Annotated in this window: 16 protein-coding genes; 8 read left to right on the top strand and 8 right to left on the bottom strand. The window is 64.3% G+C overall.

Annotated features, from left to right (window positions below; genetic code table 11):
- Position 1 precedes the first annotated feature (1 nt).
- From AC1VWL_RS00165 to AC1VWL_RS00150, 4 genes are all read left to right on the top strand, one after another.
- A complete protein-coding gene (locus tag AC1VWL_RS00165) occupies positions 2–649 on the top strand; it encodes a methylthioribulose 1-phosphate dehydratase (protein WP_282269952.1) in 648 nt (215 codons plus the stop codon).
- A gap of 28 nt (positions 650–677) precedes the next feature.
- On the top strand, positions 678–1,232 hold the full coding sequence (locus AC1VWL_RS00160) for a 1,2-dihydroxy-3-keto-5-methylthiopentene dioxygenase (RefSeq protein ID WP_296253868.1): 555 nt from the start codon (positions 678–680) through the stop codon (positions 1,230–1,232).
- Between the two features lie 131 nt (positions 1,233–1,363).
- Positions 1,364–2,062, top strand: coding sequence for an acireductone synthase (mtnC, locus tag AC1VWL_RS00155; RefSeq protein ID WP_481615764.1), 699 nt, complete (start codon positions 1,364–1,366; stop codon positions 2,060–2,062).
- Between the two features lie 192 nt (positions 2,063–2,254).
- Positions 2,255–2,764 carry an MgtC/SapB family protein gene (locus AC1VWL_RS00150; RefSeq protein ID WP_282269961.1) on the top strand — a complete coding sequence of 170 codons (510 nt, stop codon included), beginning with the start codon at positions 2,255–2,257 and terminating at the stop codon, positions 2,762–2,764.
- Between the two features lie 139 nt (positions 2,765–2,903).
- Here the strand turns inward: AC1VWL_RS00150 and AC1VWL_RS00145 are convergent, their stop codons facing one another.
- The gene (locus AC1VWL_RS00145; RefSeq protein ID WP_482985324.1) at positions 2,904–4,061 is read right to left on the bottom strand and encodes a metallophosphoesterase; all 1,158 of its coding nucleotides are present in this window, start codon (positions 4,059–4,061) and stop codon (positions 2,904–2,906) included.
- A gap of 564 nt (positions 4,062–4,625) precedes the next feature.
- Positions 4,626–6,443 carry a DUF885 domain-containing protein gene (locus AC1VWL_RS00140; RefSeq protein WP_482985323.1) on the bottom strand — a complete coding sequence of 606 codons (1,818 nt, stop codon included), beginning with the start codon at positions 6,441–6,443 and terminating at the stop codon, positions 4,626–4,628.
- A gap of 219 nt (positions 6,444–6,662) precedes the next feature.
- Here AC1VWL_RS00140 and AC1VWL_RS00135 point away from each other — a divergent pair, with 219 nt between their 5' ends.
- Positions 6,663–7,931 (top strand): amino acid permease, encoded by a 1,269-nt coding sequence (locus tag AC1VWL_RS00135; RefSeq protein WP_296250587.1) that lies wholly within the window; start codon positions 6,663–6,665, stop codon positions 7,929–7,931.
- A gap of 153 nt (positions 7,932–8,084) precedes the next feature.
- Here AC1VWL_RS00135 and AC1VWL_RS00130 read toward each other — a convergent pair whose 3' ends face one another.
- The 6 genes from AC1VWL_RS00130 to AC1VWL_RS00105 form a co-directional block, all read right to left on the bottom strand.
- Positions 8,085–9,722 (bottom strand): family 43 glycosylhydrolase, encoded by a 1,638-nt coding sequence (locus tag AC1VWL_RS00130; RefSeq protein ID WP_482985322.1) that lies wholly within the window; start codon positions 9,720–9,722, stop codon positions 8,085–8,087.
- Between the two features lie 114 nt (positions 9,723–9,836).
- Positions 9,837–11,333, bottom strand: coding sequence for an efflux transporter outer membrane subunit (locus AC1VWL_RS00125; protein WP_482985321.1), 1,497 nt, complete (start codon positions 11,331–11,333; stop codon positions 9,837–9,839).
- Between the two features lie 10 nt (positions 11,334–11,343).
- A complete protein-coding gene (locus AC1VWL_RS00120; protein WP_482985320.1) occupies positions 11,344–12,489 on the bottom strand; it encodes an ABC transporter permease in 1,146 nt (381 codons plus the stop codon).
- A 2-nt stretch (positions 12,490–12,491) separates the two neighbouring features.
- On the bottom strand, positions 12,492–13,613 hold the full coding sequence (locus AC1VWL_RS00115) for an ABC transporter permease (protein ID WP_482985319.1): 1,122 nt from the start codon (positions 13,611–13,613) through the stop codon (positions 12,492–12,494).
- Positions 13,613–15,373, bottom strand: a complete 1,761-nt coding sequence (locus tag AC1VWL_RS00110) for an ATP-binding cassette domain-containing protein (protein WP_482985318.1) — start codon at positions 15,371–15,373, stop codon at positions 13,613–13,615. The genes AC1VWL_RS00115 and AC1VWL_RS00110 overlap by 1 nt, the downstream gene beginning before the upstream one ends.
- Positions 15,373–16,371, bottom strand: coding sequence for an HlyD family secretion protein (locus tag AC1VWL_RS00105; RefSeq protein WP_481614684.1), 999 nt, complete (start codon positions 16,369–16,371; stop codon positions 15,373–15,375). Before AC1VWL_RS00105 ends, AC1VWL_RS00110 begins: the two co-directional genes overlap by 1 nt.
- 110 nt (positions 16,372–16,481) lie before the next feature.
- Here AC1VWL_RS00105 and AC1VWL_RS00100 point away from each other — a divergent pair, with 110 nt between their 5' ends.
- The 3 genes from AC1VWL_RS00100 (at position 16,482) to fliR (ending at position 18,385) form a co-directional block, all read left to right on the top strand.
- A complete protein-coding gene (locus tag AC1VWL_RS00100) occupies positions 16,482–17,168 on the top strand; it encodes a TetR/AcrR family transcriptional regulator (protein ID WP_482985317.1) in 687 nt (228 codons plus the stop codon).
- A gap of 151 nt (positions 17,169–17,319) precedes the next feature.
- Positions 17,320–17,589, top strand: coding sequence for a flagellar biosynthetic protein FliQ (locus AC1VWL_RS00095; RefSeq protein ID WP_282269983.1), 270 nt, complete (start codon positions 17,320–17,322; stop codon positions 17,587–17,589).
- Between the two features lie 4 nt (positions 17,590–17,593).
- Entirely contained in the window at positions 17,594–18,385 is a 792-nt protein-coding gene (gene fliR / locus AC1VWL_RS00090) for a flagellar biosynthetic protein FliR (RefSeq protein ID WP_296250570.1), read from the top strand.
- Positions 18,386–18,457: the final 72 nt, after the last annotated feature.

Raw genomic sequence — 18,457 nt, 5'->3', positions numbered from 1 at the left:
CATGAACGCGCCTACCGTCCCCTACGACGCCCAGCGACTGAGCGAACTGGCCCAGCTGCTGATCGACAACATCCGCGAGCTGGCCCACGCCGGCTGGACACCTGCCACCAGCAGCAACTTCTCGCACCGGCTGGATGACCAGCATGCGGCCATCACCGTGTCCGGCAAGGACAAGGGCCGGCTGATCGAAAGCGACATCATGGTGGTGGATTTCGACGGCAAGGCCGTGGGCCGACCGCTGCGTCCATCCGCCGAGACCCTGCTGCATACCCAGCTCTACGCTCGCTTCCCGGAAGTCGGCTGCGTGCTGCACACCCATTCACCGGTGCAGACCATCGCCTCGCGCCTGTATGGCAGCGACGGTCATATCCGCCTGGAGGGCTATGAGCTGCTCAAGGCCCTGCACGGCAATTCCACCCACGAGACCGCCGTCGATCTGAAGGTGTTCCCCAACACCCAGGACATGGATGTGCTGGCCGCCCAGGTCGAGGCCGAACTCGACAAGGGGCCGATGTGGGGCTATCTGATCGACGGCCACGGCCTGTACGCCTGGGGCCGCGACATGGCCGAAGCCCGTCGCCACCTGGAGGCCTTCGAGTTCCTGCTGCATTGCGAGCTGGAACTGCGCCGCCTGCGCGGCCACGCCTGATCCTTCCTTCTACTACGTCGAGTCCCCCATGAGCCGACTGCGCATTTTCAACGACACCGCCCCGGACGCACCGCTGTTCGACAGCCGCGACGGCGAGGTCATCGCTGCCGAACTGAACAAGATCGGCGTCACCTTCGAACGCTGGCAGGCCAAGCACCCGGTCACGCCGGGCGCCAGCCAGGAAGAAGTGTTCGCCGCCTACCGCGAGGACATTGATCGCCTGGTCGCAGAGCATGGCTTCAAGAGCGTGGACGTGGCCTCGATCGCCCCGGACAACCCGGCGCGCGCCGAGATCCGCAAGAAGTTCCTCGACGAGCATTACCACAAGGAAGACGAAGTCCGCTTCTTCGTCGCCGGCTCCGGCCTGTTCACCCTGCACGTGGGCGACAAGGTCTATGAAGTGGAGTGCGTGAAGGACGACCTGATCGCCGTGCCCGACAGCGTCAACCATTGGTTCGACATGGGCGAGGAACCCAGCTTCGCCGCGATCCGCTTCTTCACCGAGCCGGACGGCTGGGTCGGCCACTTCACCGGCACCGACATCGCCCAGCGCTTCCCCCGCTACGAGCCCAGCGCGGCATAGAGCCCGCTTTTGCCTGAAGCCCCTCTCCCGTCCACGGGAGAGGGGTTGGGGTGAGGGCAGCTCCTGGCTCTTTCCCCTATCCTCGCCAACCAAGCATTCGTGCCCCTAGAAGCACCGTGCAGGAAAACCGCATGACCATCAAAGCCATCCTCACCGACATCGAGGGCACCACCTCCAGCATCTCCTTCGTCAAGGAAGTGCTGTTCCCGTATGCCCGCAATGCCCTGCCCGGTTTCGTGCAGGCACACGGCAACGAACCGCAGGTCCGCCAGTGGCTGGATGCGGTGGCCACCGAAATTTCCGCCAGCGCCTGCCAGGACGAGGTCATCGTCGAAACCCTGCAGGGCTGGATCGACCAGGACCGCAAGCACACCGCGCTGAAGGCGCTGCAAGGCATGCTCTGGGACGTGGGTTACCGCAACGGCGACTACACCGCCCACCTGTACCCCGAAGTGGCCGACGTGCTGCGCGGCTGGCACGCCAGCGGCCTGCCGCTCTACGTCTACTCCTCCGGCTCGGTGCCGGCGCAGAAGCTGTTCTTCGGCTTCAGCGATGCCGGTGATTTGAACAGCCTGTTTTCGGGCAACTTCGACACCGAGGTTGGCGGCAAGCGCGAGGCGCCCAGCTATGCGCATATCGCCAAGGCCATCAACATCGCCCCGGCCGAGATCCTGTTCCTCTCCGACGTGGTCGAGGAATTGGACGCCGCACGCGAGGCCGGCCTGCAGACGGTGCTGGTCGACCGCCTCAGCGATTACCCGCAGCCGCGCAGCGGTGAGGCCACCCATGGCCACACCCGGGTCGAGCGCTTCGACCAGATAGCGCTTTGATTCTCTGATCGATACACAGAAAGACGGCCCCTCACAGGGCCGTTTTTTTTTGCAGGACCCACCGCACATGCCTGAATGCGCAGCACCGCTTTTCACACCAGCAGCACATCGGCATCACTACCGGTAAAGCAAACCCTGCGCAGGATCAGCACTCCATCGCCAGCCCTGCCATCACACCAAGGACGCCCTCGCATGAGCATCACCGAAGAAATCGGTCAGGCGCTGGCCGCCGAGTTCGCCATTCCCGATGTCGGCACACTGACCGTCATCGTCTCGCGGCTGGCCACCGCCATCGTGCTCGGCGGACTGCTTGGCCTGGAACGCGAGCGCAAAGGACGCGCCGCCGGCCTGAAGACGCACATCCTGGTCTCGGTGGGTTCGGCGCTGTTCGTGTTGGCGCCGTTGCAGATGGGCATTTCGGGCGCCGATGTGACCCGCGTGATGCAGGGCATCGTTTCCGGCATCGGCTTCCTTGGTGCCGGCGCCATCCTCAAGCTCGACAACGAAGAGCGCATCCAGGGCCTGACCACGGCGGCCGGCATCTGGATGACCGCCGCCATCGGCATGGCCGCCGGCATGGGCATGGAAATGGTGGCCTTCATCACCACGATTGCCGCCTTGGCGGTCGTGAGCACGCTACCGAAGCTGATGCCGGATAAACGGAAAAACGTCGATGGCAGCGAAGCAGACCTCGATACCTGACCAAACTGGCATCAACGCCTGCTTCTTTTTTGTGGGAGCGGCGTAAGCCGCGAAGCGAGCGAATCACCCGATCGCAAAGCTGCCAATAGACTAAGCAATACCAGCTTCGCGGCTTACGCCGCTCCCACAGATCCGGTGGTTACCTGGCTGGGCTACGCAGCACCAACACATCAATGCTGGAGCGCACGCCCAGGCGTGCGGTGAAACCATCCCATTGGCCGACGCCGCTGCTGACGAACAAGGTCATGTCCTGCACCCGGTACTCGCCACGCACGTAGCCGTGGTTGAACGGAGCTACCACCCAGCGATCGAAGCCCAGCATATGGCCGCCGTGGGTATGGCCGGAGATCTGCAGGTCAATCGCGCCAGTCGCGGCAGCCGCCCGCGCCTGCTTCGGCTGGTGCGCGAGCAGGATGTGTACATCGCTGCCCTTGCCTCCGCTAACTACCGCTGGCATGTCCGGCGGCAAACCGCCGTGCATGTACGGGGTCTGCTTCAAGGCAGCCAGATCGCCAATACCCGACATCGCCAACGTACGCCCATTGATCGACAGGGTCGCGGTCTGGTTCTCCAGCACGCCCAACCCCATCTGCCGGAAGTGCGCCATCCAAGCGGCGTAGTCGTAGTAATACTCATGGTTGCCCGGCGCCAACCAGACGCCGTAAGGCGCCTTGAGCTGCGACAACGGCTCGGCGAACCGACCGCTGTCCTCCAAGCCGCCGTCAGCCATGTCGCCGGGCAACACGATCATGTCGGGTTTGACCGCAAGGGTTGCGTCGACGATGCGCTGGGTGCGCCAGGTGCGCTTGACCGGACTGATATGCAGGTCAGCTAATACCGCCACGCGCACGCCATCCATTTCCTTGGGCAGGTTCGGCACGACCAGATCGCGCTCGTGTACCTGCGGTGGCTTGAGGCCGTTGTAGATGGCAAGCGTGGCCAGCAACACGATCAGCAGCGCCGCACCCTGATTGAAACCGACGCCATGCCACAGCATCGCGATGCGTGAGCTGCGCGGCAGCAGGCGTGACAGCAACCAGCCGGCTTCGCGCAGCAGCACGAACACCAGTACCAGCATGAACATCACCAGCACCCAACCGAACACCAGCTGGATCCAGGCTTCGACCGTGTAACTGAAGATGTCCAGCCGCCACAAGGTGGCGAAGCCCAGGCCGATCAGGGCAAGCAGCACACTGATGCCCGTCCGCCAACGGCGTTGTTGTTTGGACAAGGGATGGACCGGCCACCAGAACAGAATGGCGAGCAACGGCAGGATCAGCGATACGATAAAAGTCATCAGCGGTACGCGGTAAGTAAACTGAGAACGCCCGCGATCAGACCGCCTGCGGGCTCAAGAGAGTGCCGTGCACTGTGGCACAGCAACATGGCAGACCGAGCGCCCACAGCTGGAACACTACGTAGCCCAACCATAGCGCCGAGCCATGCTCGGCTGGAGCGCACCGGCCGCGCCGATTCGCCACCGCTTCAGCCGCGAAGCCCGCAATCATTCTGATTGCAGGCCCTACTGCGGTTCCATTGTTGCCAGCTTCGCGGCTGACGCCGCTCCCACACCCCCCCTGTAGAGCCGAGCCATGCTCGGCTGAAGCTTTACCGGTGAAGCCCTTGCCGAGCATGGCTCGGCACTACGCCCCTGCCCCCTCCCTTTGGCCAAAGGCCAAGGGGAGGACTGGGGAAGGGTTGGTCTTTCGAGGTAATGCCTCTGCCGAGCATGGCTCGGCACTACGCCCCTGCCCCCTCCCTTTGGCCGAAGGCCAAGGGGAGGGCTGGGGAGGGGTTGGCTCTTTGCAGTAATCCCTCTTGCCGAGCATGGCTCGGCACTACATGTAAGCGGCTGCGCCGCTTACTTGGACTTCTCGGCAATCCAGGCGTTGACCTTCTCGTCGAGCACGTCCAGCGGCACCGAGCCATCCTTCAGCACTTCGGCATGGAACTCACGGATGTCGAACTTGGCACCCAGCGTGTCCTGCGCGCGCTTGCGCAGTTCCTGGATCTTCAGTTCGCCGGTCTTGTACGCCAATGCCTGGCCCGGCCATGCGATGTAACGCTCGGCTTCGGCAACCGCATCCGGCTCGCTCACCGAGGAATTGGCGAACATGTAGTCCAGCACCTGCTGGCGGGTCCAGCCCTTGGAGTGCAGGCCGGTATCCACGACCAGACGCACCGCGCGCCACAGCTCACCCTGCAAGCGACCGAAGTAGCTGTACGGGTCGGTGTAGACGCCCAGGTCCTTGCCCAGGCTTTCGGCATACAGGCCCCAGCCTTCGATGAAGGCCGTCTCGCCACCAAAGCGACGGAACGCCGGCACGCCCTTCAGTTCCTGCTGCAAGGCCAGCTGGAAGTGATGGCCCGGGATGGCTTCATGCAGGAACAGGTCTTCGGCGTCCCAGGTCTTGCGCGTCGGCAGGTCGTAGGTGTTGACGTAGAAGATGCCCGGGCGGCTGCCGTCTTCGCTGGGCTGCATGTACTCGCCGCCAGCGGCCGACTTGGCGCGGAACGCCTCGATCGGGCGGATCTCGAAACCGGCCTTCGGGGTCAGCGAGAACAGCTTGGGCACGTTCGCGTTGATCTTGGCTTCCAGCCCGCGGTAATGCTCCAGCAGCTCCGGCTCGGACTTGAACTCGAACTGCTTGTCGTTCTGCATGAATTTGAAGAAGTCCTGCAGCGAACCCTTGAAGCCCACCTCGGCCATCACCTTCTGGATCTCGCCGTGGATGCGCGCCACTTCAGCCAGCCCGATCTCGTGGATCTGCTCGGGGGTCTGCGCGGTGGTGGTGCTCTGCTTGGCGTTGAAGGCGTACCACGCCTTGCCGTCCGGCAAGGAATCCAGGCCGACCGTGTCACGGGTGGCCGGCAGGTATTCGTTGGCGATGAAGTCACGCTGCTGCTTGATCGCCGGCATCAGCTTGTCGTTGATCACCGCGCGGAAAGCTACGGTCAGGCGATCCTTGTCGGCCTGCGGGAAGTCGGCCGGCAGCAGCTTGATCGGGCCCCAGAACTGGCTGTCCTCCGCCTTGGCAGTGATGATCTCGTCGAACTGCGGCACCACTTTTTCCATCAACACGCGCGGCTGTACCACGCCGGCCTTGATGCCTTCACGCATGTTGGCGTTTTCAGTCTCCAGCAGTACCGGAATGCGCGCCGCACGGGCCAACCAGTTGTCGTAGTCCTTGACTGTCTTGAAAGGCTGCGCGACCTGGCCCGAACCCAGCATCACCGCATAGCTGACGGTGGAGCCCATCTGGTTGACCGGCATCATCCAGCTCGGGAATTTCTCCCCTTCCAGCGACTGCTTCTGCTCTTCAACGAAGATGCGGTAGCTGAGCAGGTCCTGCCCGGCCAGCCCGGCATCGCCGATCTTCTCGGCCTTGCCCAGCCACTCCTGGGTGAAGTCGTGGCTCTGCTTGCGGAACTCGGCTGAACCGAAGTCCGGCAGCTGGTCGTTGTAACGGTTGTCGCCCTGGAAGGTGGCCTGCAGCGGGTTCAGCTTGAGCACGCCTTCCCAGTAGTCGGCGTAGAGCTGGTTCAGCTGCGCGGCCTTGTCGGCCTGCGGCGCCTGCGCGGTGCTGTCACCAGCCGCTGGCTGCGATGACGGTGAACAGGCGGCCAGCACGGTGGCCAGGGAGAACGAAACGGCGAGCGCCAGCGGTCGAACGGTCATCGGGGGTGTCCAGAACAGGGAACAAGGCCGCCAGCGTCAGCGCTACTGTGCCCTGTCGAAAGGGCCAAAGGTCATTACCGGCAGGTTTCACATCGCGGTCCGGGCTGCAAACCGTCATAATCCCTACCCTGCTGCGGTCGCCACGGGCGCCTGCCACCTTCTCTCACGCTCTCCCGGGGCATCCGTACTCCGGCGCGAGCCTTTGCCGTTGCTGTATCTATGACTACTTCGCGTCGCCCCCTGGGCTTCTGGTCCGCCACCGCCCTGGTTGTGGGCAGCATGATCGGCTCGGGCACCTTCCTGCTACCCGCCACCCTCGCCCCCTACGGCGCGGCAACGCTGATTGGTTGGAGCATCACCTTGTGCGGCGCGCTGCTGCTGGCGATCACCTTTGCCCAGCTGGCCAAGCGCTGGCCACAGACTGGCGGCCCCTACGTGTTCGCCCGCAACGCCTTTGGCGAGCTGCCCGGCTTTCTGGTCGCCTGGAGCTACTGGATCTCAATGTGGTGTGCGATTGCCGCGATCGCCGTTGCCTTCGCCGGCAGCATTGGCGCCATCTTCCCGGCTCTGACCGCAACCCCGGTACGTGCTGCGGCCTGCGGTCTTGTCGCGCTGTGGCTCTGTGCGGGCGTCAACCTGATTGGTGTACGCGAGGCCGGACGCCTGCAGCTGGCAACCACTGTATTGAAAGTCGTCCCTTTGCTGATGTTCGGTCTGGTCGCGCTGTGGCTGGTGGATACCAGCCACTACGTGCCCTTCAACCCTTCCGGCGAATCGTTGGGCAGCGTTGCCGCCGCAACCGTCGCGCTGACCCTGTGGGCGATGATCGGCCTGGAGGCAGCCACGGTCCCGGCCGAGTCGGTCGACGACGCACCGCGCACCGTTGCCCGCGCCACGGTCGCCGGTACCGCCATCGCCGGTATAGCAACCGTGCTCGCCTGCACCACCGTACTTGGCCTGCTGCCTGCCGATGTGCTGGCCAGTTCCAGCGCACCGATGGCCGATGCCGCTGCCGCGCTGTGGGGGCCAACCGCCGGCATGCTGCTGGCCGTGGTGATGGCCATCTCCTGCGTGGGCGCACTGAATGGCTGGACGCTGCTGGCAGCACAGCTGCCGATGGCCGCCGCCCGCGATGGTGTGCTGCCGCGCGCCTTTGCCCACGAGAACAAGCGCGGCGCACCGGTCTTCGGCGTCATCGTCAGCTGCCTGCTGGCCACGGTGCTGGTGATCTGCAACTACAACCGTTCGTTGGTCGACCTGTTCAAGTTCTCGGTACTGCTGTCCACCGCTGCCACCCTGCTGCCCTACCTGGCCGGTGCTGCCGCATGGCTGTGGCGCGGCAGCGGTATTGCTTCGCGCATCGCCGCTGCCGGCGCATTGCTCTTCAGCCTGTACGCGATTGCCGGCATCGGCAGCGAGGCCCTGTTGTGGGGCGTGGCCCTGATCGTGGCCGGCCTGCCGATCTACTTCTGGTTGCGCCGTCGCTGAATGCTGGCCGTTTGTTCATCTGTGGGAGCGGCATAAGCCGCGAAGTCCGCACACCATCAGGTGACAAAGCTGGCAGGAGCTGAGCAACATCAGCTTCGCGGCTTACGCCGCTCCCACAGGAGTCCGATACCAGCGCCGGTATCGGCTTCCCAATCAAATTCTGTTTTTGGCGCTCTCGGCAAGTGCCCGATAACGGAAGTCACTGATAGCCACTTCACCACGTCCTGCAGCATAGATGCCGATCTTCAGGCTCAAGAAGCCACCGAACACATTGTGGTGCAGGCCGGATACTTCCATCCGGGTCGGGTGCAACTGCCAGCTGCGGCCACCGTCATGTGAGTAGTGGAAGGTCACCACGTTGTTGCTGTTGTTCAAGCGCACCCGTACCGGGCCAGCGGCGCGTGGCGCACGTGCCCACACCAGCTCTTCGGCGTACTGGAAATTCTTGATGGTGGTGTCGTCAAAGCCGACACCGATAAATGCCTTGTTGTTGTAGAACAGCAACAGGCCGGCTTCCGCACCCATGCCAGGTGCCAGGGTTACCTCCACCTCGTAGGAGCGGTCGGGCACCACGCAGGTCAGTGGCGAGCTGTCGATGGGCGAGGCACCGCTGGCTTCCAGTCGCAGCGCGCCATTGTCATAGCGGGCACGCTTGCGCTCGTCCGGCCCCGGATTGTGGAACGCCCATTGCGTGCCAAAGCGATCAGCCGAGAAGTCGTCAGACAGTGCAAATCCCGCCGCGCTAGCCTTGCCACCTGCCGGCTTGCGCAGCGGCCGCGACAGATCCCCGCCCAGCGCCCGGAACCATCCATCAGCGGTCCACTCGATAGGCTCCAGCAAGGTCTGTCGACCCAAGGTCCGGAAGCCGTTCTCATAAGCGTGATAGACCATCCACCAGTCGCCAGCCGGACCTTCCACCAGCGTTGCATGACCACGCGACCACCAAGGCTCCGCTTCTGATTGGGTGCGCACCAGCGGGTTCTGCGGGCAATGCTCCCACGGCCCATGGATGGAGCGCGAACGTGCGGCGATCACCATGTGCCCGGTGACGGGGCCGGCGGTCCCGCCTACCGCCGTGATCAGATAGAACCACTCACCGTGGTGCAGCAGCTTCGGGCCTTCGGGTGCGAAGTTCTCGGTGACCCAATCATCGGGATAGCGCCACGGGCTGTATGCCGCTTCCAAAGCGCCATCGGTAGCCAAACCATCATCGCGCAGACGCACGCGGCGGATGCCGTTGACGAACAGATAGCGCTTGCCGTCCTCGCCGACGATATGGCCCGGGTCGATGCAACCATCGATCTCCAGGTCAATCGGCTCGCTCCACGGCCCTGCGATATCGTCGGCCCAGATAACGAAGATCGACCAGCCCTTGCCAGTCGGATTGGCCGGCAGATAGATGAAGTAACGACCGTCGTGCTTGCACAGGTCCACGGCCCAGATATCGCCGAGTGTCTTGTGCAGCGCTGGCCCGATCGGCGCCCAGTTGACCAGATCGGTGGAGTGCCAGATGACCAGACCCGGATAGGAATAGAACGACGAGAAGGTCATGTAGTAATCGTCGCCATCCTTGAGGATGGTCGGGTCTGGATGGTCCCCGGCGACGATGGGATTGAGATAGGTGCCATCCCCAAGGTCAGCGATGCGCTGGCCTTCAGGCCCCTGGCCCCAGCGCGGCGGTGGGCTCGCGCTGGCGCCAGCGACAGCCGGCTGCGCCAACACGGACAGCGGCGCAACCATGGCACCGGCAGCAACGGCTTTGAACAGCTCCCTGCGGGAAGTATCTGGCATGCAATTCACTCTCGGTCAGCGAAAGGCCGTCGCGACATCCTCACGGCCGGAACTGATCGAGTGTAGCCGCAGATGGGCGCGGGCCATCCATCTGGCCCACAGCCGCGTCTTCAGTCACCTGTGTGCGGGCGGTGCATTGCCCAAGGCCTTGTTGAGCGCGATGAACTGGCTGCGCAGCAATGCCTCGCCATCCACCAGGTCACGCCGCGTCTGCAGATAGCCTCTGCGTGCATCCAGCACCGCCAGGAAATCGATCAGACCAGCATCGTGGCGAGCCTGCGCGATCCTGTAAGCGTCCAACGTGGCCTGCTCGCGCACACGCAGCTGCGCGCGTTGCTGTTTGGCAGCGGCGTAGCCGTTCAGGGCATTGTCGATCTCCTGCCAGGCCTGCAGCACGGTCTTCTGGTAGGCCACAGCGGCTTCCTGCTGTTCCAGCTCACGCAGCTGCACCACACTTTTGCGTCGGCCGTGATCGAACAGTGGCAGGTTCAGCACCGGGCCAATCGACCAGGTGTGGCTGCCCCAGTCCGAGAACTCACCGGACAGATACGACTCGTAGCCGAACTTGGCACCAAGCCGGATGCTGGGATACAGATCCGCCTGGGCAACACCGATGCTGGCCGTCGCCTGTTGCAGGCGCGCCTGCGCGGCACGTATATCCGGGCGCCGCTGCGCCACTTCCGACGGCAGTCCCAACGACAGATCCGGCAGCGCGTCGCTGGCGGCAACCACCGGCGCTGCAAGCTGGCTGCGCAATGCGCCGGGGCGCTCGCCGAGCAATAGCGCAAGTTGGTTGCTGCTGCTCGCTTCCTCGGCCAGCAGGCCGGGCAAGCGCGCGCGCACAGCCGCCAGATCGGCCTGCTGACGGTCCAGATCCAGATGGTCCTGCAAGCCGCCGTCCACCCGTGCCTGCAGCAGCGACAGGCGTTCTTCCAATGCGCCAATGTCCTCGTGTGCCAGTTCGATCTGGCGCTGTGCAGCACGTAACTGCACATAGCTGCGTGCCACTTCGCTGCTGACGCTCAGCCTTGCAAGATCCAGCAACGCGGCCTGCTGTGCCACGCTGGCATCGGCCGCCTCGATCGATCGCCGCACCCTGCCCCACAAGTCCAGCTCCCAGGATGCATCGAAGCCTGCCTGGTACAGATTGAATGGCTCGGCCAGCAGCTGTTTCAGTGCGTCACTGTCATTGCTGACGATGTCGAGCATGCGCGTACCCGCGCCGTTCTCGCTTTGGCGCTGGCGATTGACGCCTGCAGATGCGTTCACATCGACACCGCGCTGCGCGGCAACCGTGCGCCGCTGCGCCCGCGCCTGGGCGAAGTGCAAGGCAGCCGTGCGCAGGTCCGGGCTCGCCTGCAAGGCGCGTCGTTGCAGTTCATCCAGGGTCGGGTCGGACAGCTGCGTCCACCACGCCGGCTGCAGCGCCTGCATACCGACGTCGGCATTCAGTGACGCGTCACCTCCCCGCCATTGCGTCCAGTCGGCAGGGGCCACCGTGTCCGGACGCACGAAGTCCGGTCCGACCGCGCAGCCGCCGAGTAGCAGGCCAGCAGCAAGCGGCGACAGCAGCAGCGGCACGTTCAACAGTGAGCGCAATTGGGGAAACATGCATCGCATCCTAGGTAAGCCGATTACGGAACAACCACGCCGCCAACGGCAAGGTGATCGCCGCCACCGCCAGCATGGGGATGAAGTTGAAGCCCACTTCCTGCAGGCCCGCCCCTTCCAGATAGACCCGTCGCACCAGATCGATGCCGAAGCGCAGCGGATTGGCATAGGTCGCCACCTGCAGCACCTTGGGCATGTTGGCCACCGGCGTCATCAGGCCCGACAACAGCATCAACGGCATGATCAACAGGAAGGTGTAAAGCATCGCCTGCTGCATGTTGGCGGCCACCGCCGAGATGGACAGGCCGATCCCTACCGAGGCCACCGTGAACACCGCCAGCGCCAGGTACAACACGCCCACCGAGCCGGCCATCGGGATCTGGAACCAGAAACGGATGATCAGCAGGATGATGGTGGACTGCACCAGCCCCACCAGAATCGACGGCAAGGCCTTGCCAATCAGGATCTGCATCGGCGTCAGCGGCGTGACCAGCAATTGATCGAAGGTGCCCTGTTCGCGTTCGCGCGCCACCGACAAGGCTGCGATCAACAGGGTCTGCAACATGCTCAGCGCGGCGATCAACGCTGGCATCAGCTGCCAGCGCGACTCCAGGTTGGGGTTGTACCAGCTGCGTGTGACCAGCTGCACCGCCTGCCCGCCGGCGGCACCCGCCTGGTTCAACTGCGCTCGACTGGATTGTTCCCGATTGAAATCGGCGACGATGGAGCCGATGTAGCCGGCAGCGGCACCCGCGGTGGTGGAGTTGCGGCCATCCATGATCAACTGCAACGGTGCACTCTGCCCAGCGGCCAGTCGCTGCTCGAAATCAGCTGGAATGCTGATCACCAGCAACACTTCATTGGCGTCGATCACGCCAGCAATCTGCGCCGATGAAGCCAACGTTGCCGTGCGCTCGAACATGCCCGCACCATCCATCCGCGAAAGCAACTCGGTCGACGCCTGTCCACCGCTGAGGTCGAGCACCGCGTACGGCACATGACGCAGATCAAAGGTCGCGCCGTAGCCAAACAACAACGCCTGCATCAGCGCCGGCATGAACAGCATGGCACGACTGGAAGGCTCTTTCAGCAGGGTGATCAGCTCCTTCCTGCACAGGAAGGCAATACGCCTGAAATAGATCGCGATGGCGTCCATGCCTACACCAGCCTCTTGCGCAGCTTGGAGCGGGTACCCGCAAACAACACCAGCGCGTACAGCAACAGGATGGCCGACTTCTGCAGGAACAGCGGCCAGTTATCGCCGGTCAGGAACAGCGACTTGATCAGCCCCATGAAATGCGTGGCCGGCAGCAGCTGGCTGATGACCTGCACCGCGACCGGCATGTTGCGCAGGTCGAATACGAAGCCGGACAGCATCATCGCCGGCATGAAACTGGTCAGCAGTGCCACCTGGCTGGCCTGGAACTGGTTGCGTGTCAGCGCGGAAATGAACAGGCCCAGCAACAACGACACCGTCAGGTAGAGCAGCGAGCTGACGACGATCGCCAGCAACGAGCCGCGCATCGGCACCTCGAACAGAAAGCGCGCAGTCAGCAGGCAGATCGCCAGATTGATCGCACCGATGCCGAGATACGGCAGCAGCTTTGCCAGCACCAGTTCGGTCGGTCGTACCGGCGTCACGAACAGTGCTTCCAAGGTGCCACGCTCCCATTCGCGCGCAACCAGCAGCGAGGTCAGGAAGGCACCGATCAAGGTCATCACCAGAACGATCAAGCCCGGCACCAGGTACCAGGTGCTGGTGCTTGCCTCGTTGAACCACATGCGCTGGACAACACTGACACCGCCACCCGCACTGCTGCCGGCTTGCCTATCAAGCGTGGTTTGCAGCTGCGTCGCCAGCGCGCCGCCCACGTAGCCTTCCAGCGTACGCGCGGTGTTGGCATCCACGCCGTTGAGGATCAGCTGCACCTGCGCATTGCCTTCAGCCCTGCGCCGGCTGAAATCCACCGGCACATGCACGATGCCGCCAACCTTGCCTTGCCGCATCAAGGCCACCGCGGCAGTCATGTCGCCGACCTGCACCGGCGCCAGATACGGCGAACCCTGCAGCCCGGCAACCAGCGACTGCGTGGTCGGCGAGCGCTCATCCAGCACCACCGCTACCGGTGCGTGGTTGACATCGAACGACAAGCCATAGCCAAACAGCAGGATCAAGGCCGCCGGCAACAACAGGCCCACCGCAAGACTGCTGCGTTCACGCAGCATCTGCCGGGTCTCCTTGCGCACCAGCGCCGATAGGCGGGACAGGAACCCGGACATCACGCAGCCCTGCCACCGGCAGCGGCACTGCGCTGCGCGCGGCCCTGCTCGACGATGCCAATGAAGGCGGCATTCATGTCGATGCCGCCAGCGCCGGCCTGCTCGCGCACCTGCTGCGGCGTTCCCAGGGCCAGCAGTTCACCGGCGTCCTGGATGGCGATGCGATCGCAGTATTCCGCTTCCTCCATGAAATGGGTGGTGACGATGATGGTCACGCCCTGCTGCGCCAGCCCGGTGATGGTGCGCCAGAAGGCGCGCCGCGCCAGTGGGTCGATGCCGCTGGTCGGTTCATCCAGGAACAGGATCTCCGGCGCATGCAGCAAGCCCACCGCCATTGCCAGTCGCTGTTTGTAGCCTGCAGGCAAGTCGCCACTGCGGGCATCCGCCTGCAGGTCGAAGCGTTTGATGGCATCGGCAACACGCCCGCGCAGTTGCGTGCCGGCAAGACCATAGGCACCACCGAAGAACTCCAGGTTCTCACGCACACTCAAATTGGCGTACAGCGCGAATTTCTGTGAGACATAGCCGATGCGTGCGCGGGCCTGGGCTCGGGCAGTGCGCAGATTCAGACCAGCCACTTCCAGATGCCCACTGCTGGCCGGCAACAGACCGCAGAGCATGCGGAAGGTAGTGGTCTTGCCGGCACCATTGGGGCCGAGCAGGCCAAAGATCTCGCCGCGGTGCACATCGAAGCTGGTGCTGGCCACGGCGGTGAAATCACCGAAGCGACGCACCAGATCACGCACCACGATGACCGGCGCATCATCCTGCGGGATCCTGCTTGCTGCGACCTCGGCCGCCGGCAATGATGCTGGCGCCTCCTGCGCACGCAGCAGCATCATGAAGGCGTCTTCCAACTCCGCCGGTCGTCGGCTCGGCGGCTCGCCTTGCAGCAATCCGGCGATATCCGACGGCGCCACACCAGGCTGCAGGATGAAACGTACGGAACCGGCACGCGGCACCGCATCCAGCACGTGCCGGGTATCGTCGATCAGCTGCGCCTGCAGGTCGCGCGGCTGCCGCGTCGGCGCGGGCGCTACCGCCCAGGTCAGGCCCTGTGCCTTGTCGGTCAGCGCGGCAGGATTGCCTTGCGCCAACAAACGCCCCTGATGCAGCACGAAGATCTGCTCGCAGCGCTCAGCCTCGTCCATGTAAGCCGTGCTGACCAGCACGCTGAGCTGCTCCTCCTGCACCAGCTGCTGGATGATCTTCCACAGTTCACGCCGCGACAGTGGATCCACGCCGACACTGGGCTCGTCCAACAGCAACAGCTGCGGTGAACGCACCAGGGTGCAGGCCAGGCCCAGCTTCTGCTTCATGCCACCTGACAATTTGCCGGCCGGGCGTTGCCTGAATGCAGCCAGGTCGGTCATCTGCAACAGTCGTTCGAAGCGCGCACGGCGTTCGTCCGCAGGCACACCATGCAGATCCGCGTACAGATCCAGGTTCTCCTGCACGCTGAGGTCTTCATACAGGCCAAAGCGCTGCGGCATGTAGCTGATGCGATCCTGCACCTGCTGCGGCTGCCGTGCCACGTCATGGCCAAGCACCTGCAACTGGCCAGAATCGGCGGGCAGCAAACCGGCAACCATGCGCAGAAAGGTGGTCTTGCCGGCACCATCCGGCCCAACCAGTGCAGTCAGCTCGCCCTTGCGCACGCGCAGGGAAATCCCGGCCAGCGCCTCCAACTGCCCGCCACCGGCGGCCGGAAAACACTTGCGCAGGTCGACCGCGACAACCGTGGCAGTCGCCGCTTCCATCAGCGCGCGGTCTCCTGCAGGCGCACGCTCACCGGCTGACCCATGCGTAGCTGATCCTGCGGATCCTCGACCACCACGCGCACTTCGTAGACAAGGCTGGTGCGCAGCTCTTCGGTCTGCACGGACTTCGGGGTGAACTCGGCCACCGAGGAAATGAAGCCGACCTTGCCTGTCACCGGCTTGTCGGGGTGGCTGTCGCTCGTCACCTGCGCAAGCTGCCCGCTGCGGATACGACCGAGCTCGGTCTCGCTGGCAAACACCCGTACCCACTTCGGCTGCGTCAACGCCAGCGCGAACGCCGCGCGTTGCGGACCGGCCATGTCGCCGACTTCCACCAGCCGCGAGCGCACCACCGCCGCCACCGGCGCCTTCAGCTGGCCTTGCGCGATCTGGTGCTGCAGCAAGGCGAGCTGGGCATCGGCCGCCTGCAATTGCGCCTCGGCTGCCGCAATGTCTTCCTTGCGCGGGCCTTGCTGCACCAGCGCCAACGCCTGTTGCTGCAGTTCGGCAGTCGCTGCCGCCACTTTCGCCACGCTACGCGCGCGGTCCATTTCCTGCGCGCTTACACCACGACCGTCCGTCGCGCTGGCCACGCCCTGCAAGCGCTGCAGGTCCTGCGCTGCACGCGCTGCATCGGCCTGCGCTGCGGCCAGCTGGCTCCTGGCCTGCACGACTTCCTGCGGCCGCGCGCCGTTGTGCAGCCGCGCCACCGTCTGCCGCTGCGTCTCGATCTGTGCCTTGGCTTGATCTGCCTGCAGTTGCAGGGTGCGGGTGTCGAGCGTGGCCAGCACATCGCCGGCCTTGACCTTGTCGCCTTCCTCCACCCGCACTTCCTGCACCCGGCCGCTGCCATCAAAGGCAAGCGACACCTGGCGGATATCCACATTGCCCTGCAACTGCAGGCCATCGCCAGCCGGCTTATCCCGGCTGCTCCACCACAGCAGCAGCACGACCAGCAACGCAACGGCGGCCACCACGACAAGGACGGGCTTCTTCATCAGGACGCTTCCGCAAGCAGGACTGTATCTGCCGAACAGCCTAATTCAAATTAAATTTAATTTAAAGTAGTGCCGGACGGGGCGATGAAGCAGGCTAAACTTGCCACGCAATGAGTACTCAGAAAACCACCCCACGCGGACCACGCACCGACGGCGAGGCCACCCGTGCCCGCCTGCTGGAGGCGGCCGGCCAGCTGTTCTCGCAACAGGGCTTTGCCGAAACCACCAGCAAGGCCGTGGCCCAGCTGGCCGCTGCCGACCTGGCATCCATCAACTACCACTTCGGCAGCCGCAACGGCCTGTACCAGGCGGTGCTGCTGGAAGCCCACCGGCAGCTGCTCGATCTTGATGACCTGCAGCGGATCGCCGGCAGTGCGCTGAACCCCGAGCAGCGCCTGTACGAATTGCTCGCCGGCCTGGTCCAGCGCGCCCAGCAACCCGAGGCCTGGGCACCACGCGTGCTGGCACGCGAACTGCTGGCGCCCTCTTCGCATCTACAGGTGCTGATGGAAGAAGCGGTTCCGCCGAAGATGATGGCGGTGGCGCAGATCCTCAGTGAGATCTCCGGCATTCCCGCCACTGAACCGGCCCTGCTGCGCTGCCTGCTGAGCGTCGCCGCGCCCTGCATGATGTTGATCGTGATCGGCCGAGACGTACCCGGCCCGTTGCAGGCAGTGGCGCAAGGCCCATCGCAGCCGCTACTGGCACATCTGCACCGCTTTGCGATCGCCGGCCTGCAGGCGGTCGGCGAGGACTACCGCAGCAAGCCAGCAGCAAGGAATGTGGGAGCGGTGTAAACCGCGACGCTGGACTTGTTCGGCCGGTAATCCAGCCTCGATCTGGTAGACCATCAGCTTCGCGGCTTACGCCGCTCCTACAAAAGCACGCCGTCGCCCCGCCAAAAACCCGCCGCTAACGCAGTGGCACCGCTCTTGCATCTGCACCGGCATGAGTCCCGAACTTGCCCTCACCGAACTCCGCGGCGGCCTGGTTGCCACCTTGTGGATCGCCGGCCCCTTGCTACTTGTCGTGCTGGTCGTCGGCGTGGTGGTCGGCGTCATCCAGGCCGCTACCCAGATCAACGAGCCGACCATCGCCTTTGTCGCCAAGGCCGCGGCCCTGACCGCGGCGCTGTTTGCGCTGGGCAGCCTGCTGCTGGGTCACCTGGTCGAGTTCACCGTCATGTTGTTCCAGCGCATTCCACACCTGATCGGTTAGCGCGATGGACTCGGTCACCCAGACAGTCATCGACGGCCAGCAGGCCTTTGCCATCATCGGCAATACCCTGTGGATCATGCTGCGCATCGGCGCGATGCTGATGGCCATGCCGATGATCGGCACCCGTGCGGTACCGGCGCGGGTGCGGGCGCTGCTGGCGGTGGCACTGTCCGTGGCACTGTCGCCGGTCCTGCCGCCGGTGCCGATCTTCAACGGCTTTGACTCGATGACCGTGCTCAGCATCCTGCGCGAGGTAGCCGTGGGGGTCAGCATCGGCTTCCTGCTGCGGCTGATCTTCGAAGCCGGCGCCATGGCCGGCGAAATGATCGCGCAGAGCACCGGCCTGGCCTTCGCGCAGATGGCCGACCCGATGCGCGGCGGCAGCTCCGGCGTGATCGGGCAATGGTTCTACCTGATGTTCGGCCTGCTGTTTTTCACCAGCAATGGTCATCTGGCACTGATCTCATTGCTGGTGGACAGCTACAAGGCACTGCCCATCGGCACCGCCCTGCCCGATCCGCATGCGGTCGCCACGCTGGCGCCGACCCTTGCCCTGCAGATCTTCCGGGGTGCGCTGTCACTGGCGCTGCCGTTGGTGGTGGCGATGCTGGCGATCAATCTGGTCTTTGGCGTCCTTTCCCGTGCGGCACCGGCACTCAACCCCATGCAGCTGGGCCTGCCGGTTGCCCTGCTGATTGGCCTGTCACTGCTCACCCTGCTGGCCGGGGAAATGGGGCCGCCGGTACAGCGCCTGTTCGACACCGCCTTTGATACGGCGCGGCAAGTAACAATGTGACGCCCTACACAGCTCACGTTTTTGGATTTCACATTGCCTGAAGGCCCTCTTGCCGGTTCCCCTATACCGGTG

It is taken from the genome of Stenotrophomonas sp. STEN063, from assembly GCF_056854515.1.
Note: the sequence above shows the minus strand (reverse complement) of the source record. Positions and strands in the feature narration are given on the sequence as shown.

Bases quoted from the DNA above. Each gene is read 5' to 3' on its own strand.
- AC1VWL_RS00165 (WP_282269952.1), top strand. From the start codon at position 2: ATGAACGCGCCTACCGTCCCCTACGACGCCCAGCGACTGAGCGAACTG.
- AC1VWL_RS00160 (WP_296253868.1), top strand. From the start codon at position 678: ATGAGCCGACTGCGCATTTTCAACGACACCGCCCCGGACGCACCGCTG.
- mtnC (WP_481615764.1), top strand. From the start codon at position 1,364: ATGACCATCAAAGCCATCCTCACCGACATCGAGGGCACCACCTCCAGC.
- AC1VWL_RS00150 (WP_282269961.1), top strand. From the start codon at position 2,255: ATGAGCATCACCGAAGAAATCGGTCAGGCGCTGGCCGCCGAGTTCGCC.
- AC1VWL_RS00145 (WP_482985324.1), bottom strand. From the start codon at position 4,061: ATGACTTTTATCGTATCGCTGATCCTGCCGTTGCTCGCCATTCTGTTC.
- AC1VWL_RS00140 (WP_482985323.1), bottom strand. From the start codon at position 6,443: ATGACCGTTCGACCGCTGGCGCTCGCCGTTTCGTTCTCCCTGGCCACC.
- AC1VWL_RS00135 (WP_296250587.1), top strand. From the start codon at position 6,663: ATGACTACTTCGCGTCGCCCCCTGGGCTTCTGGTCCGCCACCGCCCTG.
- AC1VWL_RS00130 (WP_482985322.1), bottom strand. From the start codon at position 9,722: ATGCCAGATACTTCCCGCAGGGAGCTGTTCAAAGCCGTTGCTGCCGGT.
- AC1VWL_RS00125 (WP_482985321.1), bottom strand. From the start codon at position 11,333: ATGTTTCCCCAATTGCGCTCACTGTTGAACGTGCCGCTGCTGCTGTCG.
- AC1VWL_RS00120 (WP_482985320.1), bottom strand. From the start codon at position 12,489: ATGGACGCCATCGCGATCTATTTCAGGCGTATTGCCTTCCTGTGCAGG.
- AC1VWL_RS00115 (WP_482985319.1), bottom strand. From the start codon at position 13,613: ATGTCCGGGTTCCTGTCCCGCCTATCGGCGCTGGTGCGCAAGGAGACC.
- AC1VWL_RS00110 (WP_482985318.1), bottom strand. From the start codon at position 15,373: ATGGAAGCGGCGACTGCCACGGTTGTCGCGGTCGACCTGCGCAAGTGT.
- AC1VWL_RS00105 (WP_481614684.1), bottom strand. From the start codon at position 16,371: ATGAAGAAGCCCGTCCTTGTCGTGGTGGCCGCCGTTGCGTTGCTGGTC.
- AC1VWL_RS00100 (WP_482985317.1), top strand. From the start codon at position 16,482: ATGAGTACTCAGAAAACCACCCCACGCGGACCACGCACCGACGGCGAG.
- AC1VWL_RS00095 (WP_282269983.1), top strand. From the start codon at position 17,320: ATGAGTCCCGAACTTGCCCTCACCGAACTCCGCGGCGGCCTGGTTGCC.
- fliR (WP_296250570.1), top strand. From the start codon at position 17,594: ATGGACTCGGTCACCCAGACAGTCATCGACGGCCAGCAGGCCTTTGCC.